Source organism: Nocardia stercoris (assembly GCF_003696265.1).
Classification (GTDB): domain Bacteria; phylum Actinomycetota; class Actinomycetes; order Mycobacteriales; family Mycobacteriaceae; genus Nocardia; species Nocardia stercoris.
Genome location: NZ_RFFH01000003.1, coordinates 545,536 through 561,631, shown reverse-complemented (window position 1 = coordinate 561,631; position 16,096 = coordinate 545,536). Strand labels below are relative to the sequence as shown.

At 66.9% G+C, this 16,096-nt stretch carries 14 protein-coding genes; 6 read left to right on the top strand and 8 right to left on the bottom strand.

Annotated features, from left to right (window positions below):
* Positions 1–32 precede the first annotated feature (32 nt).
* Both EBN03_RS10975 and EBN03_RS10970 read right to left on the bottom strand, forming a co-directional pair.
* Positions 33–1,826 carry a serine/threonine-protein kinase PknD gene (locus EBN03_RS10975; protein ID WP_122187813.1) on the bottom strand — a complete coding sequence of 598 codons (1,794 nt, stop codon included), beginning with the start codon at positions 1,824–1,826 and terminating at the stop codon, positions 33–35.
* Positions 1,827–2,124: 298 nt separating this feature from the next.
* Positions 2,125–3,048, bottom strand: a complete 924-nt coding sequence (locus tag EBN03_RS10970; protein ID WP_122187812.1) for an NADP-dependent oxidoreductase — start codon at positions 3,046–3,048, stop codon at positions 2,125–2,127.
* Positions 3,049–3,692: 644 nt separating this feature from the next.
* On the opposite strand from EBN03_RS10970, the gene EBN03_RS10965 reads away from it, so the two are divergent.
* Positions 3,693–5,084, top strand: a complete 1,392-nt coding sequence (locus EBN03_RS10965) for a hypothetical protein (RefSeq protein ID WP_122187811.1) — start codon at positions 3,693–3,695, stop codon at positions 5,082–5,084.
* Here the strand turns inward: EBN03_RS10965 and EBN03_RS10960 are convergent.
* The 4 genes from EBN03_RS10960 to EBN03_RS10945 form a co-directional block, all read right to left on the bottom strand.
* On the bottom strand, positions 5,079–5,600 hold the full coding sequence (locus tag EBN03_RS10960) for an adenosine-specific kinase (RefSeq protein ID WP_233608302.1): 522 nt from the start codon (positions 5,598–5,600) through the stop codon (positions 5,079–5,081). The genes EBN03_RS10965 and EBN03_RS10960 overlap by 6 nt on opposite strands.
* Positions 5,601–5,756: 156 nt before the next feature.
* Positions 5,757–6,281, bottom strand: coding sequence for a DUF4254 domain-containing protein (locus EBN03_RS10955; RefSeq protein WP_199742721.1), 525 nt, complete (start codon positions 6,279–6,281; stop codon positions 5,757–5,759).
* Complete coding sequence (locus EBN03_RS10950; protein ID WP_147471533.1) at positions 6,268–6,732, bottom strand: hypothetical protein; 465 nt, start codon at positions 6,730–6,732, stop codon at positions 6,268–6,270. Before EBN03_RS10950 ends, EBN03_RS10955 begins: the two co-directional genes overlap by 14 nt.
* Positions 6,733–7,721: 989 nt before the next feature.
* A complete protein-coding gene (locus EBN03_RS10945; RefSeq protein ID WP_199742720.1) occupies positions 7,722–8,756 on the bottom strand; it encodes a zinc-dependent alcohol dehydrogenase family protein in 1,035 nt (344 codons plus the stop codon).
* 797 nt (positions 8,757–9,553) lie between these two features.
* Here EBN03_RS10945 and EBN03_RS10940 point away from each other — a divergent pair.
* The 3 genes from EBN03_RS10940 (at position 9,554) to EBN03_RS10930 (ending at position 12,408) form a co-directional block, all read left to right on the top strand.
* Positions 9,554–10,270, top strand: a complete 717-nt coding sequence (locus tag EBN03_RS10940) for a FadR/GntR family transcriptional regulator (RefSeq protein ID WP_122187809.1) — start codon at positions 9,554–9,556, stop codon at positions 10,268–10,270.
* A gap of 87 nt (positions 10,271–10,357) precedes the next feature.
* A complete protein-coding gene (locus tag EBN03_RS10935; RefSeq protein WP_147471532.1) occupies positions 10,358–11,425 on the top strand; it encodes a GGDEF domain-containing protein in 1,068 nt (355 codons plus the stop codon).
* A gap of 458 nt (positions 11,426–11,883) precedes the next feature.
* Positions 11,884–12,408 carry an RICIN domain-containing protein gene (locus EBN03_RS10930; RefSeq protein ID WP_158675592.1) on the top strand — a complete coding sequence of 175 codons (525 nt, stop codon included), beginning with the start codon at positions 11,884–11,886 and terminating at the stop codon, positions 12,406–12,408.
* Between the two features lie 76 nt (positions 12,409–12,484).
* Here EBN03_RS10930 and EBN03_RS10925 read toward each other — a convergent pair whose 3' ends face one another.
* Positions 12,485–12,967, bottom strand: a complete 483-nt coding sequence (locus tag EBN03_RS10925; RefSeq protein ID WP_147471531.1) for a hypothetical protein — start codon at positions 12,965–12,967, stop codon at positions 12,485–12,487.
* A gap of 248 nt (positions 12,968–13,215) precedes the next feature.
* On the opposite strand from EBN03_RS10925, the gene EBN03_RS10920 reads away from it, so the two are divergent.
* Positions 13,216–14,352, top strand: a complete 1,137-nt coding sequence (locus EBN03_RS10920; RefSeq protein WP_158675591.1) for a Ca2+-dependent phosphoinositide-specific phospholipase C — start codon at positions 13,216–13,218, stop codon at positions 14,350–14,352.
* 8 nt (positions 14,353–14,360) lie between these two features.
* On the opposite strand, the gene EBN03_RS10915 is transcribed toward EBN03_RS10920, so the two are convergent.
* A complete protein-coding gene (locus EBN03_RS10915; protein WP_122187804.1) occupies positions 14,361–15,188 on the bottom strand; it encodes an oxidoreductase in 828 nt (275 codons plus the stop codon).
* A gap of 107 nt (positions 15,189–15,295) precedes the next feature.
* Between EBN03_RS10915 and EBN03_RS10910 the strand changes: the two genes are divergently transcribed.
* Entirely contained in the window at positions 15,296–16,078 is a 783-nt protein-coding gene (locus tag EBN03_RS10910; RefSeq protein WP_233608301.1) for a helix-turn-helix transcriptional regulator, read from the top strand.
* Positions 16,079–16,096 lie beyond the last annotated feature (18 nt).

The window sequence follows — 16,096 nt, the reverse complement described above, 5'->3', positions numbered from 1 at the left end:
TTTCGCCGGTCTGAATTACCCGGAACGGGGGCTCAGCCGACCGGGAGTTTCACCACCGGATCGGGGCCCAGGTCGGTGATGTAGACGTTGCCCGCCCGGTCGACGGCCACGCCCTGGGGGTTCTTCAGGCCGGTGAACGGCAGCGGGGTCGGCGTCGATGCGCCCGCCGCCAACCGCACCACCCATTGATTACCCCAGTCGACGACGTACAAGTCTCCCGCCGCGTCGACGGCTACACCCTGGGGATCCTTGAGGCCGGTGAACGGCAACGTGGTCGGCGTCGATGCGCCTGCCGCCAACCGCACGACCCGCTCGGTACTCAATTCGGTGACGTATACGTTGCCCGCCGCGTCGACCGCCACCCCCTGGGGATCTTGGAGCCCGGTGAACGGCAGCGTGGTCGGTGCCGATGTGCCCGCCGCCAACTTCACCACCCGATCATTACCCCGGTCGCCGACGTATACGTTGCCCGCCGTGTCGACCGCCACGCCCTGGGGATCCTTGAGTCCGGTGAAGGGCAGTGGGGCCGGTGCCGATGCGCCCGCCGCCAATTTCAGGACCCGATTGTTGCTCGTGTCGGTGACGTAAATGCTGCCGGCTGTATCGACGGCCACACCCTGGGGATTATTCAGGCCCGTGAACGGCAGCGTCGTCGGCGTCGATGCGCCCGCCGCCAATTTCACCACCCGATCATTACCCATGTCGGTGACATATACATTGCCCGCCGCGTCGACGGCCACATCGGTGGGCAAGCTGACGCCGGTGAACGGCAGCGGAGTCTGTGCCGAGTAGCCCGAGGTGACGGGTGTAGGCGAGTTGCCACCACCTGATCCGAGCTGGACGCCGATGACGACCGCTATGGCGGCAACCACCATGACCGCGACCGCGGCGGCGAGCAGCCCGGCGGTCTTGGGCGACAATCTGATTCGCCGCCCATGGCGTGCCGCCACATCCCCTGCGGTGCCGACCGCGGAATCGCCCACCGCGGCGCGGGCCGCCGCGGCCAGCTCGTGCATGGTCTGGTAACGATCGTCGGGGTCTTTGGCCATTCCCTTGGCGATGACCGCATCGAACGCAGTCGGTACATCGGGTGTAATGGTGCTGGGACGCGGCGGCGGGGTATTCAGGTGATGGGCGATCACACCCTGTACCCCCGCTGAGCTCGTAAACGGTGGTCGGCCGGTCAGGCACTCGTACAGCACGCACGTCAGCGCGTACACGTCCGCTCGGGCATCGGCCTGGGCCGCCGCGCCGATCTCCTCCGGCGCCATGTAGGCGACGGTGCCGAGGGTCTCGCCGATCAAGGTCAGCGTGCGGTCATCGGTGGCGTGGGCGATCCCGAAGTCGATCAGGTAGGCGAACTCCTCGGCCCCCAGCAGGATGTTGGACGGTTTGACATCTCGATGGACCAGCCCGACGTCGTGGGCCGCCTGCAGCGCAGCGGCCACCTGTGCGACGATCGCCACTGCCCGCCGCGGCGGCAAGGCCCCTTCTCGGCTGATCACCGTACGGAGGTCGGTGCCCTCGATCAGGCGCATATTCAGGTACAGCCGACCGTCGATGTCGCCGAAATCGTGGATGGGGATCACATGCGGCTCGGCCAACTGCGCCACCGCCCGGCACTCCCGGCGGAACCGCTCGCGCAGTTCCTCGTCGTCGGCGAAGCGCTCCGGCAACACTTTGACCGCCACCACCCGGTTGGTCAGCGAATCATGCGCCCGCCACACCTCGCCCATGCCACCGTGCCCCAGTAGCGACAACAGTCGATAGCGCCCGAACACCTCCGCTGAGGTGGTGTCCCTGCCACCAACTGACGTGTCATCCATTACGGCGTCCTGTGACCACCCGACTGGCGAACGGTGTACTTGCTTGCATTCCAACTCTCGCCTGAGCTGGTACCCCACCCTTGTCGATTCAGCCAGGCCGGACAGTCGAGAGCCGGCGCTATCCATCAGCAAACCTGTCGCAACTCAGCGTACCTCTTTGCTTGTGATTCAACCGTGTGGCACTGGTGTCTGCCGGCCGGGCGACCACGGCATGGACCTGCGCGGCGGTTACCGCGGTGGCGCAAAAACGGCCGCTCGACCAGAGACGGATTCGACCCCTCTCGCCGCGAGTCACACCTCAGTCGTCGCTGACCCGAATGATCGTCTTGCCGTGGGTCGCGGTCCTGGGCCCGAAGGCTTCCGGGGCTTCGGCGAGGGGGCGTACCACCCCGACAGCGGGCTCGATGCGGCCGGCGCGGACCCGAGCGGCGAGTTCGACGAGCTGGCCGCGATCGGGTTCGACGACGAAGAACATCGCGCGCCCGTCGCGGGGTTGGATTCGTGGCGGCCCGGCGATGGTGACCACGGTCCCGCCGGGGCGGATCAACGCGGTCGAACGGTCCAGAATGTCGCCGCCGATGACGTCGAACACGACGTCGACCTCGCCGGCCGCCTCGAGGCGTTCGGTGTCCAGATCGAGAAAGGTGTGTGCGCCCAGGGCGAGTGCGCGGTCGCGGTCACGGGCCCGGCCGGTGCCGATGATCCGGGCGCCGGATTCACGTGCGAGCTGCACCACCATCGAGCCGACTCCACCGGCGGCGCCGTGGACCAGGACGGTTTGGCCGGCCCGAAGGTGGGCGTGGTCGAACAGTCCCTGCCAGGCGGTGAGGCCGGAGATCGGCAGCGCGGCGGCGACGGAGTGATCGATGTCGGCGGGCAGGGGAGCGAGGTTGCGGGCCTCGACGGCGGTGTACTCGGCGAGGGTGCCGTCGCGGGTCCAGTCGGCCAGGCCGAAGACCCGCTGGCCCACGGTCAGGCCCGTGGTGCCGTAGCCGAGTTCGGCGACGACACCGGACAGTTCGTGGCCCGGCACGCTCGGAGTCCGGTCCCGTCCGGCTCGATCGGTCCAGGTGCCGGCCCAATCCAGTTCTCCGCGAGTGAATCCCGCGGCCCGGACGTGCACGACCACGTCGTTCTCGGCCGCGTGGGGATAGGGCAGGTCTGGAACCAGGGTCATGCCGGTGAGCCCGGCGTCTCGATCCCGAACGATGACAGCGCGCATACCGGGTTCTCCTCAGTTCTGCGTCGACGGCAGCAGTGAGCCTATGCGCCGCCCTGGGGGGATTCGGCACACCGAAAGCCTGTCGAGTGTGGCTGCGGCGATCCACATCGCGACGACACCGCTACCTCTCGCCGCGAGCCAAACCGACCGCCGTCGGCACTGTTGGCACTCGCAGACCGCCGTGGCCCATTGACCTGGATGCAGGTCGGCGGACTCTCACCGTGCCAACAGGATGTCAAGACGGAGACCGTGTTCGGCCAGATCAGATGCCATTCCCAGTAAGCCGATCACGCCGCAGTCTGCGCCGTAGGCGAAGGAGCCGCAGGACAGGGTGGTTACGACGAACGGGTCGAGCCCAGGCAACGATGACACCACCGCGGGCGCCCACGACGACCGTCCTGCATTCCGTGCCGACCGGCCCGGAAAACGGGGGCGACCGAGCTTTGTCGGTGTGCCTCATCAGCTGACCCGCCCTCGGGCTCACGCCACGGGCGGGAACACCATGCGCCACCTGGCATGACGGGGAGAAGTAGCATTCCTGCTCTTTGGCGATGGAAGGCGATTCCTGAACCAGGCAAGTGTGACGGCTCCAGCTGCGCACGAGGTAGCAAGGGTGTGAGGGGCGGTTGTTCGAGAATAGGCTGGTGCGGCTGGTCAAGGACATGGCCGAGGGGTTGCGCAGCCGCCAAGTGGCGCGCATTGCCGATCACCTCGCCGAGTCCTACACAGGCCCTATAGGCCGGGACGGTCTGCTGGCTGTCGTCGGTGGGACCGGTGAGGCTGAGGTGACGGCCGCCGCGCAGCTGGAACACGTCATGGACAATGCAGGCCGTGACGGGGAGATGCTCACCGGCCGCCGTGGTGGGTCTGAGATCGAACAAGCTGACAGCGCCGGGACACGCGCCACCGGACTGTCTCAGCCGCCACGTAGTTCGCTCACCACCACAGCAGAGAGGTCCGAACTCGCCGGGCAGCGGGGGCTGTGTTCCCCGCCACCGGACCGCGCGACAATTGTCGAGGCAAGGCGGGATTTCGAACTGGAACTGCGGCAACGGTTCGGGGAACACGCAACCTATGAAGAGATTACCGCCAGGGATCGGTCACTGCCCGTGGAGGATAAGTGGCTGGAGATCATGGGTGAGCGGTGGCCCTTGCTGCGCCAGTACGCGGTCGTCGACTGGCATATCGAAGGGATAGCGGCTTCGCTGGGCAGACCCAGTGCCGAGGTGCGTGAGCAGATGCGGCGTGAATTGACGGCCGCGGTGGCCGGGAAGCCGATCGGTATCCGGGTGCGCGAGAAAGAGCTGACGGCCATTCTCGGCGAAGGGCGGATGAGGGGAAGTCGCAATCCCTTCGGCGAGCGCGCCGATGCCGAAGCCCAGTGGTTCGGCTCGCACGTCCATGACAACCCTCCCGTCTACGGATTCGTTGCCGTGGAGGGGGTCCGCCCTTCGCAAGACGGCCTCATCGACGGACTTTCAGAGCTCAACTATGGCGATCACCAGATTTTTCTCAAGCCGGAGGTGGAGTCACGGACGACGATCACGGTCGGTGACTCACTTGCGGAAAAAGACAGGACGATACCCTCGCCGCTGAACGGTCCGTCGGAGTATTCGTACCTCGTCGGGAAGGGCGACCCGCCTATCGGTCGTGACTATGGTGGAGTGTCATTTCGCTCCAATTTTTTCGTCGAAGCTCAGATGTTCGACCTCACTACCTCGGACATCGATTTCATCGCGCTGCACCAGGCGCCCGGTCCAGAGTTGAGGCAAGCGCTGGATCGGTCCGGGACCGCATGGCGCATACTGACGAACCACACAATCGCGGCTGAAGGTAGCCCTGCGGAACGAGCGGCCGCGATCGAGCGGACGAGCCAGGATCTCGAGCACGTGCGAGAGGTGATGCGTAGCAAGCCTCATCTGTACGGCGTTTCTCGCCTCCGTGCGCAGCTCTCAACCGATCTGCGCGCATTGAATGATTCTGTTGCCGAGGGCGGCGCACGAACCGGACACGTCCCGTCGCCGCGGCAGCTATAACTTGTACCCGATCTGGCGCAGTAGTTGTCTACGGTCTGCCTGGTCGTCGGCAGTTTCCACGCCCAGTGGCACCGACCCGTCGATTACGCCGACTATTCCTCTGCCCAGCTCCGTCTCGGCAATCAGAACCTCCACGGGATTGGCTGTGGCACAGAAGATTCCACAGACCTCGGGGACGTTCTCGATCGCATTGAGCACATTGACCGGATAGCCCTCCAGGAGGAAGACGATGAACGAGTGTCCCGCCGCGACCATGGCCGCGTTCCTCGTGGCGAGTTCGATCAGGACGTCGTCGTTGCCGGAGTGGCGGATCAGGCGCGGACCGGACGCCTCGCAGAATGCCAGCCCGAACCGCAGGTGAGGTCCGACCCCGGCCAGCGCTTCGTGTAGATCCTCGACGGTCTTGATGAAGTGGGCCTGCCCGATGATGACGTTGAGATCGTCTGGTTTGTCGATGCGCACGGCTGTCAGCTCCACGGGAACATACTGCGCCTCGCTGACCTGGATCGATGGCATTTGGGCACTGATGTCTCGCGAATGCCTCGAACGCCGATCGGAGCAGGCCGGCGTGGCCTCGCCGGTGCATGCAACCCGGCCCGGAAAGTCGCTGCCGTCCAACGCGATGACGCGTAAAGCCGATACTCACTGCCGCAACGGTTTACAAGACAGAACCTAGGCAGGTCCTTTCTCGCTGGTCCAGCGGCCCTGGCCGGATCCGCGCCGGACGGCGACGCCGACGTCGTAGCGGGCGCCGGAGATCTCGTCGTCGGTGATGCCGGCGATAAGGTCAGTCCAGCCGTCAGCGAGTGCGGCGAGGCGGTGCCAGGCGTCGTGCACCCGCTGGTCGGAGATATCCGTGGTGGTGTGCAGCAGCAGGTTCGCGTATACCTGGGCGGCGGCCATCCGGTCGAGGAAGGCGCCAGGGGATTCGGGTCCGACGGCGCGGTCCGAGTGCGTGCAGTGGTTCACCGCCGCGATCAAAGCGGCACGGCGGGAATCGATTTCGGCGCGGCGGTGTGGCAGTTCGCGTCGGTCACGGTGGAGTTGGGCGAGCATGCGGGCCGCACGCACCACGGGGTGGTCCTCGGGTCGATCACGGCCGTGGCCGCCGAACGCTGCCACGAGCTGGTGCCAGTCCGGAAGTTGCGCTCGCCGGTACGGGTCGGCGGGTGCGGGCCGGTGTTCATGCCGAAACATGGTCGGCGCCTCCGAGAATCGCCAGCCGGACGGCGTGCAGCACGGACCAGCGGCGCGGCAGCCGCATCGCTCCCGGCTCCGGCTCACACGCCCAGTGCCAGCCGTCCCGGCCGTCGGATCGCGGAAGCATCACCCGCGAGCCCGGGGCCGGTACGCACGTCGCGTATTGCCGCAGGCGCCGCTGAAGCGATACGGGGACCGGGTGATACGGCGTCGGGGGTGCGACGAGGAAAATCCAGCGCTGTTCCCGTGGGTCGGTGACCACCGGGGCCGCCGGCAGCGGTGCGAGCTGGGCCAGCACCACCCGCCCCAGCTCCGCTGCTACATCGACGACCTCGATCAGTGGACCGGTTCTCAGATACGGTTGATCGGCGAAGACCTTGACCGGTAGCCGAAACCGCTCGTGCAGCAGATGAGCCGATTCGTAGGGCGAGTAACATGATTCGAACACCAGGACCTCCCGTCGACAGCCGTGTCGCGCCCGGGCCGAAGGCGTCGCCGGATCGTGGGGACCGGTGCCGCGGTCAGGCAGAACAGTCGATTCCGATCCGAATCGCGGGCCCAGCATCAGGGGTGGACTGCGGCCGGCGCCGGTTGCGTAACGAATTCTGCGCCCCGACATTGCCGGGACCGTGACGCCCGGATATCGGCGCGATGACCGTCGGTAACCTTCTTTCGACCGATCGCGCGACGTTAGCTGTGAGGGCTACCGGCATAGAATGGGCCGTGCCGCAGTTACTTACGAGTACTCGCGGCGGTTGCCGTCGGCGCCGAAGTCGTACCCTCGCCGAGCCGAGAGTGCCGCTCTCGGAGGCCGAGCAGCTGCTCGGCAGCCGACAGCGGCACTCAGCCGCGGTGGCGGCCGGCCGGCCGGGCTACCGGGCCGCCCGGAGCCACGCGAATCCTTCCACCACGAGCCCGGCACTCCCGGATCCGGCACAGAGATTTGCGGTGCGTGCAACAGCCGAAGCCGGTGATATCGCGGCCACGTACGAACTCACCGTCCTATTGCTCGACCGAAGTGAGATCACCGACAAGCGACGCTGGCTGCTCGGCAGAGCCCCGGCTGGTCACGTACCGGTGATGCAAGCGGCCGGCTGGCACGCAGAAACTGGACGACACCGCGTCGGCCGGACAGGTAGTCCGCCAGTTGGCAGGGCGGCGGGACCGGCCCGCACCGGCCGACCCCGGATCAGCGTTCGTCGCTGACCAGGTCGACCTCGACGCGGCGATTCGCCTGGTCCGCCCCGGTGCCGCCGCCGGCCGCCCGGGCCCAGTCGCTGCCGTAGACCTCGACTCTGATCCGGCTCGCGTCGACACCGTGGGTGGTCGGGTAGTGCCTGCCGCTGCAGGTGGTGGAGTCAGTGCATTCTGCACGCTGTTGCCCTTGCCCGGGCTGGGCAAGGGCAACAGCGGTGACCTTCGGGTTCGGTGCCGCGGTCAGCTGTGGCTGACGATGACCTTGCCGAAACCACCACCGGATCCGATGTAGGTCAGCGCCTCCGGGAGCTGATCGAAGGCGAACACGCGGTCGATCACCGGACGCAAGCGGTGGACGGTCAGGGCCTGGATCAGGGCCTCGAAATGCGCGCGACTGCCGGTCGCGATCGGCCGCACCACCGCACCGGTATTGAACAGCAGTTCCGGATCGATGGGTTCGGCACCCGCGTCGCCGGACAGCCAATAGCCGACCAGTGCGATTTCACCACCGAGCGCCGCCGCCCGGATCGATTTGTGCAATGGCCCAGCGCTATCGACGATCCGGTCGGCGCCCGCCCCGCCGGTCAGCTCTCGCACAGCCTCGTGCCAGTCGGGATTTCGGCGGTAGTCGATCACCTCGTCGACACCCAGCTTCCGCAACCGGTCAGCTTTGGCCGCACTGGATGTCGTCGTGATCACGCGCGCACCGGCCACGACGGCCAGCTGGGCCGCGAACAACGAGACCGCACCCGAGCCCAGAGTCAGCACGGTCTGGCCCGGGCGCAGCGGCGCACCGGCGGTCAGCGCATGCCAGGCGGTGACGGCGGCCAGCGGAAGCGCGGCGGCTTCCTCGTAGGACAGATACTCCGGGATCCGGACCAGCCCTTGCTCATCGAGCACCACGTATTCGGTGAGCACACCGTCGATCATGGTGCCCAGCTGAGCCGCGGAATCGAACCGGAACGGCCCGTCGACCCACTGCGGGAACACCGCCGCGGCCACCCGGTCACCGACCCCGAACCGGGTGACATCCGCGCCGATCGCCACCACCTCGCCGGCGCCCTCACAGCCCGGAACCACGCCCGGGGTGATCGGCAGCGGGTAATTGTTCGCCAAGACCAGCAGATCACGAAAACCTACCGCGTTCGCCCGGATCCGTACCAGCACCTGGTTCCGGCCCGGGGTCGGCACCGCACGCTGCTGCAGCGTCAACCACTCGAGCCCGCGCCCGGGCTCGAGGCGGTAATGACGCATCCGAGCCGATTCCGCATTCATGTCCTTGTTCCTCTCCACGACCACCGGTTCACCCTGCGCCGCAGCACATCCGCCCGACAATTCCCTGCGAGGTATGAGGCACAAGACCCGCGACGAAGACCGACCGGTTTGCGGATCGATTGCGGAAGGCGAGAATTCGTGCACCCACGACCGGCGCCAGGGTGCTGGCAGCATTCGTCACGATCGTGGCCGCGTCCGACAGCCCCGAGAGCCCACAGCGGCCCACGATTTCGCACCCGTTCTCGTACCGGATGTCAATCCGCCTCGAACCTGCGGGGGCGATAGGTAATGCCATGATCCGGCTCTCACCTGAGGTGCACGATGGACCGCGCGGTCAGTGGACGGCACGAGTCCGTTCGCCGGCCGGTCGCAAGCTCGGCTGCGTCGACGGTCCGATTCATGGCTGGATCGATCGCAGTTCGCGCAGTTGTTTCGGGTCCTGCGTAGTGACCGCGCTCTGCGACGGAGATTCGGACGGGAGTCGGCACCATTGAAGGCGCGACTTCGTTCGAGGGGCAGCGGCGGGCGGGTGCGTGTCCGGCGTCTCCGGTGTCAGCTCCGGCGGTGGCGGCCGACTGCCCGCGCCTGATCATGCAGTCCGAGCCCGAGGCGGTCGCTGACCTCATCGAGCAGGCCGACGCCGACTGAAAGGTCGTGGTCCGAGCGGCGGCCGCTGCTCGGACCTCGTGGCCCGATCGCCGAAACAATGTCCGCCCGCGCGGCCGCGGTGGCCGGAGGATTGCTGCGGCCGGGTATGCTGCTGGACTCGTTGGATCAGCGGCTTCTACCATTGGTAGATGGAGTTTGCACCGGCGTCTTCAGCCGGTGAGGCCGACAGGATTTTCAAGCATGTCATGGCCGCGGTCCTTGCTGGGCAACTTTCCCCGGGGACGGTGTTGCCATCGGAGGCCGAGATGGCCGAGACCTTTCTGGTCGATCGTGGGGCGATCAGGCACACCCTCAACCGTCTGCTCCGGACCGGATTGGTGGTCGAACGGGACGGCGGGCGCTGCGTGGTCGCACAGTGGCACGCCGTCGTCGGCATCGACACCCTCGCTGAACTACTCGGCTCGGGTGTGGTTCCGCCTCGTAGGCTCTTCGCTGATCTGTTCGTCATGCGGCGATCCATTGCCGCCGACGCGGCCCGGCTCTGTGCCGAACGGGCCTCGGATGCGGACCGGTGTGCGATTACCGCGGCCGCGGCTCAATTTCCGGATCCGCCTGACGATGTCACCAGTGCCATGGCCGCGAACATGGCTTTTTGGACGCTGATACTGGAGCGCTGCGGCAATGTTGCCTACCGAATGGTGATGAACACTGTCGTGACGAGCTATAAGGCGATGGGGTTGGATGTGCTGGCCGACGCCGCTATGTGCGCCGAATTTGCGGAGCCCGCGGCGTATCGCTCCATCGCCGCGGCAATCGCGGCGGGCGCAGGAGAAGACGCGCACCGGTTGACTCGTGAGCTACTCGGGAAAAGCATCGACCGTCTGACCGCCGGCCTCGAGGAATAGCTGACACAGCTGAAGCCTTGCACGCTCATACGGCCTGAGGCGCTAAAATCTACCGATAGCCGACGATGGACCGGGCTGGCGGTGCAGGTGAACGGATCGTATTCGATCAGGCTGGGGATTTTGCGCTCGTGGTGGCGCGATCCCCTGGACTACCGCTGGCTGGTCCGTACCTTCGAAGCGCACGGGGCGCTGGGCATGATGAAGAGTATCGTCGTGCTGGTCAGCCTCTCGCTGGCTGTGATCATGGGCCTCAACCTGTACTCCTCTTCCGGCCCTGGAGGGCGGGCGAGAGCACTCGCCGTATTCACCACCGCGATGATGATCGTCGGGACAGCGCTCTGGCGATTCTGGCCGTGGCCGAACGAACGGTATTCACTGGCTCGGATGGCCACCGTGGACGTGCTCATCACCTGCGGATGCCTGGCCGACAGCAACCGGCTGTTCGGAACGCTGAGCCTGATGATACTGGTCGCCCCGGGCGGGTATATCGCCATGTTCCACGGGCCCCGGATTCTGGTGCTGCACGCGGGATGGTCACTGCTGTCTGTTCTGCTTCTGGCCGCCCTGATGATGCGGGACCACGGAAGTGATGTCGCGGAGGCTGCGTCGGCGGTGCTGACCACGGCCGCCGTGACGGTCATGCTGATACCGGCGCTGCAATTCTGCTACTGGGTGCTACGAATCGATGCGTTGACCGATCCGTTGACCGGTCTCCTGAACCGTCGTGGTCTGGACTACTATTCGTCGGCCTGGTTCCGGCCCCACACCTGCGGGCCGATCGGTTTGATAACCGTCGACCTGGACCGGTTCAAGAACTTGAACGATACTTTCGGCCACTCTGCCGGTGACCAGGCATTGGTTCGGGTCGCGACATGTCTTCGGGCAAGCGCTCCATCGGGCACGGTAGTCGCCCGCAGCGGCGGTGAGGAGTTCGTAATCCTCACGCGCCTGGCCGAGGCCGGCGCAGTCGCCGGAGCCGAGCGAATGCGCCAGGCCATTGAATCGGACTGCGGTCCGGTCACCGCGAGTGTCGGGGTCGCTGTCACCGACAGCGGACCAGCAGGGCCCAGCCTCCAGGACCTCATCCGCCGCTCCGACGCCGCGATGTACCGCGCGAAGCGGATGGGCGGAAACATGGTGGTCGTCGAGACGTGACCGGAGCCAGCGCGGTCGGATCGTGCCGGCACCAACAGAGGTTGGCTGCGTCCCCTCGGTGCAGAAGCAGGATCGCCGGCAGTTGTGCACAGCTCCGGGCAAGGTTGTGTCCGGCAGAGTGGTGTACCAGCTGTCTCGACAGCGACCGCACCTGAGCATGTCGTAGCCGGAAAGTGGGCGGTCAACCGCGTGATCCTACTTGAACCGCCAAGCTCAGCTGTCCTCCCTTCCGACGCTCCCATGCGATATAGCCCTAGCCGAGCGCGGTCGTCCCGATGGACCCGAGTCACGGTCATTCGCGCCGAACCTGAAGCGCCCCAACGATCGTCGCGCAGTTGGGCGCATGCGGTTGTTAAGGATCTCGAAAGTGGCCCTGGATACTTTCGCTGTGCCTCGGACGAAAAATGTTCGGCTACAGGAGAAGTCGCTCCATGGGATGCGACGCGGAGGGGGACGAGATGCGGAAACCGCGTGTTGTGGACGGTTCGCCGGCGCAGCGGGGGAGATGGCGGCCGGCGCGGTGGCTCGGGGGAGGAGCCGCGCTGGCCGCCACCGCAACGGCGATCTGCGCGCCGTCGGCGTCGGCGAGCACGATCCTGGTCAACGGGCTGGTTCAGGGCACGTGCCTGGACGCGCAGACGATGGACGGTGTCACGCTGACGGGGGTCGCGCAGGTCATCACCTGCAACAGCGGACCCGCGCAGCAGTGGATCGGCGGATCCTTCAACAGCCTGCGCAACGGCCTCAATCCGGGCATGTGCCTGGACGCGCAGACGATGGACGGCATCTCGCTGACCGGAGTCGCCCAGGTCATCCCGTGTAACGGCGGACCCGCGCAGCAATGGTTTCTGGGATCGGACAACAGTCTGCGCAACGGCCTCGTCGCGGACATGTGTCTGGACGGGCAGACGTTCGACGGCCGGACGCTCTCGGCAGTGGTCCAGGTCATCCCGTGTAACCAGGGGCCCGCCCAGCAGTGGTGACTGCGTCACCTGTCGATACAGGTCAGGCCCGGAAAAATTCCGGAACTGACCTGTTCGTATTCCGCTGACTCCATTCCTACGATCTCCGCGGCAGGCGGGTCGCGGTCATCGGTGGGGGAGCGTCTCCCGAAGCGAGTCGCCCTGCCGGCGATCCTGGGCGCGGAAAGTGTCCGGCCGCCTGGAGGGTCAAGGGGGCTGACCGGAATCTCTTGCGCAGCTGCATAACCGCGGCACCCAGGATGAGCAGGCAGGGGACGCTGTGGACCGCGAGCACGCCCGGCAGGGTGGGGCCGCCCCAATCGTCGCGGTAGCTGGCCGGGTCCGCGTAGTCGACGATCCAGAACTCGGCCAGTCCGCGCCCGACCAGGTAGATCGCGAGCAGGCCAGCGAGCCCGCCCACCGTGAATGTCCAGGTGCGGTGGCGCCATGAGGGCACGGCGAGCCCGGTCAGCAGTGCGCCCACCGAACACCCGAGCGCGGCCAGGACCACGACACCCACGACGTGTGGAGGTTGGGGGCTCTGTGCCGCGTAGGACAAAACATCAGTGGCCGAATGCATTCCCTCACGGTAGAAACCGAAAGTCCCGGCACATCCGGGAATTCCCCCCATATCGGGCCCTCGGCGCCGGCCGGGATCGGCGGGGCGGCCGACCTGTCCGCCGGGGATCCGCACCTTTTCTGGTCGATCGACCAACAGTGGCGTGCCGATCGTGTTTACTGCCGCCAGAGTGATCGACATGCCCTGATGAGTCGCGGTGGCAGGTGCGCACGATGCGGTCCTGCCGCCCCCCCGGCCGAGGAGTTGGATTGGAAGCCGTTGCCCCAGGGAAGATCAGCCGATGGCTGCGCAAGTCCGCCGTCGCCGGGATGGCATCGACTGCCCTCGTCACGGTCGTCTGCTCGGTGCCCGGATCGGCCGCACCCATGGACAACTCGGCCTTCGGCGACGTACCGCTGAACCAGATCTCGGTGACCGGACTGCACAACGCCTACGATCCGGCCAAGGGTGCGTCTATCCTCGACGGGCTGGACAAGGGCGCGCACGTGCTCGAGATCGACGTCTACACCACCTATGGCGGTGAGCACGGCTGGATCGTCGGCCACTCCGACCCGTTCGTCAACGACAACAACTGTCAACACGAGGACGGCCCCGGCAGTTCCACCGGCAAGGGCAGCTCCACCGGCTCGGGTGGCGCCGAGACCACCCAGGAAAACGGCGATCTGACCGCCTGCCTCGACGACTTGAGTCGCTGGAGCGACAGTCATCCCGGCCACGATCCGATCTACCTCAAATTCGAGATGAAGTGGGGCTTTCGCAGCGACGCCGCAATGGGGCCCGCGGACATGGACCGTCTCATCGCCGAACACCTCGGCCGGCGCAAAGTGTTCACACCCGCGGATCTGCTCGGGGCCAAGTATCAGAACCTCGATCAAGCGGCCAAGGCCGGTGCCTGGCCGACCTGGAACCAGCTGCGCGGCAAATTCCTCCTCTATCCGATCACCGGCACGGTCGAAAACGTGCTGGCGAGTGATCATTTGGACAATCTGTCGACCGAACAGGAGTACGCGGAGTACGTGGCCGGTCTCGCCGCGTCCGGCAGGATCGGCCAGGCGATGATGTTCCCGAACCTGTCACCGGGCGGGGCCGGTGGTGACCCACGCACCAAGTACGACGCCGGCCTGCAACCGTGGTTCGTCTTGTTCGACGCCGGAGCCGATTACTGGCTGAACAACCGGGACCTGTCCTGGTATTGCGCGAACCACTACATCACCGTCGCGACCGGGGCCGAAAGCGTCGCTCCGGCTCTCGACGACACCGATCCCGATCCCGCCGCGGCGGCACAGCGCGTGCAATACCTCGCCCAGACGGGCCATTCCAGCGTGAGCACATTCGACTGGATGAACACTCCCGGCGCCTTCACCGTCCAATCTCGGAGCTGCTGAGCTCGCTACTACCGGGCGGTGTGGTCGGTGGCCAGGCCGAGGTGTGCGGTGGCCTCCAGGTCGGCTGCGACCGCCGCGATCTTGCCGCGTACGGCTCCGACGGCGTCGGGCCCCAGGACGAGGCGCAACGGCGGATTCGGTTGGCCGACAGTGGCGATGACCGCGGCGGCGGCCTTGGCCGGGTCGCCCGCCTGCTGCTGGTCCGAGTCGGACAGGGCGGTGCGAACGGCGCCGACCGTGTCGGCGTAGTCCGCGATCTCGCCGGTGAAATGGAGTGCGGACGGGGTGGCGAAACCGGTCCGGAAGGAGCCCGGTTCGACGATCAGCACCTGGATGCCCAGCGGATTCACCTCTGCGGCAAGCGCTTCGCTGGCCTGCTCGAGCGCGCCCTTGGCGGCGCTGTAGGCACCGACGCCGGCGAAGGACAGGAACCCGCCCATACTCGAGACCTGCACGATCGCGCCGGAACGCCGTTCGCGCATCTGCGGCAGCACCAGCTGGGTGAGGCGCAGTGGGCCGAAGAACATGACCTCCATGGCATCTCGCAGATCCGTCTCCGCGGTCTCCTCGATCGCCCCGACGATGCCGTAGCCGGCATTGTTGACCAGGACATCGATGCGCCCCGCGGCCTTCACCGCTTCCTCGGCCGCCGCGCCGTCCCGCACGTCCAGCTGCAGCACGTGCACGCGGCCGGGGTGTGCGGCTGCGACCTCGGCCATGGTCTCCGGCCGGCGCACGGCGGCGATCACGTCGTCCCCGGCCGCCAGCGCGGCCTGCACGAACTCGGCGCCGAAACCGCTGTTGGCCCCGGTGATCAGCCAGCGACGTGTGCTCATGGTGTGTCCCTTTCGCTGTGCCCGGGGGCCGGTCCCCCGAGGTGCTGGTTCCAGCTTGCCGTCGCCGGGAGTAGCCGGGTATGGCCCGAAGGTGGAACATCGACGGCATGACTGGAGCGCTGATCGACCTGACCCGCCGCCCGCGTCCGCTTCCCGCGGGTGAGCAGCTCAGTGCCGAGGACCATCGCCGCCTGGTGGGTGTGCTGGAGGCGGTCGACCGCACGACCGACCTGCCGGAGTTCCGCGAGCGGCTGCTGCGGGCGTTGCAGACCTGGTTCGGTTTCGTGGGAGTGGCCGTCCTGCACGGCGACACTCTGCCCGACGCGGTGCGGGAAGGCTGCGGAGTGCAGGGCGGATACCGCCCCGAATTCCTGGCCGACTACGCCGCGCGGTGGGCGGACCAGGACCCCTTCCGCAGCGAACCGGTATGCCGAATGATCCTCGAACGCGGGGTGATCCGGCTCAGCGACATCGCCGCCGGCACCCCGTTCGTCGCGGAGTTCCTGCGCCCGAACGGGATCACCGACAAAGCGGCGACGGTCGTGGACGCGGCCCCGTCCGGCGTGCTGTATGTCGGTGTGGCGGTAGGCGATCGCCCGCGAATCTCCGACCGCGAGGTGGCGGTGCTGTACGCACTGCGCCGCCACCTCGCCCCGCTGGTGACCGGCCGGCTCGACCGGGACCGAGAGCGCCGCGCGATCGGCGAACGGTGGCAGCTGACTCCCCGCGAACGTGAGGTCGCGGACTTGGCCGCCCAGGGCCTGACCAATCGCCAGATCGCCGACCGTCTCTTCATCGGCGTCGACACCGTGAAAAAGCACCTGAGCCGCGCCCTTTCGGCCACCTCCTGCACCAGCCGCACCCAACTCGCGGTACTGCTGGCAGCGTGAGTCGTACTCGAACGACGG

Coding starts and splice junctions, on each gene's coding strand:
- EBN03_RS10975 (WP_122187813.1), bottom strand. CDS start 1,826: ATGGATGACACGTCAGTTGGTGGCAGGGACACCACCTCAGCGGAGGTG.
- EBN03_RS10915 (WP_122187804.1), bottom strand. CDS start 15,188: ATGAGCACACGTCGCTGGCTGATCACCGGGGCCAACAGCGGTTTCGGC.
- EBN03_RS10925 (WP_147471531.1), bottom strand. CDS start 12,967: ATGCATTCGGCCACTGATGTTTTGTCCTACGCGGCACAGAGCCCCCAA.
- EBN03_RS10940 (WP_122187809.1), top strand. CDS start 9,554: ATGGAGTTTGCACCGGCGTCTTCAGCCGGTGAGGCCGACAGGATTTTC.
- EBN03_RS10910 (WP_233608301.1), top strand. CDS start 15,296: ATGACTGGAGCGCTGATCGACCTGACCCGCCGCCCGCGTCCGCTTCCC.
- EBN03_RS10955 (WP_199742721.1), bottom strand. CDS start 6,281: ATGTTTCGGCATGAACACCGGCCCGCACCCGCCGACCCGTACCGGCGA.
- EBN03_RS10930 (WP_158675592.1), top strand. CDS start 11,884: ATGCGGAAACCGCGTGTTGTGGACGGTTCGCCGGCGCAGCGGGGGAGA.
- EBN03_RS10945 (WP_199742720.1), bottom strand. CDS start 8,756: ATGAATGCGGAATCGGCTCGGATGCGTCATTACCGCCTCGAGCCCGGG.
- EBN03_RS10970 (WP_122187812.1), bottom strand. CDS start 3,048: ATGCGCGCTGTCATCGTTCGGGATCGAGACGCCGGGCTCACCGGCATG.
- EBN03_RS10960 (WP_233608302.1), bottom strand. CDS start 5,600: ATGCCATCGATCCAGGTCAGCGAGGCGCAGTATGTTCCCGTGGAGCTG.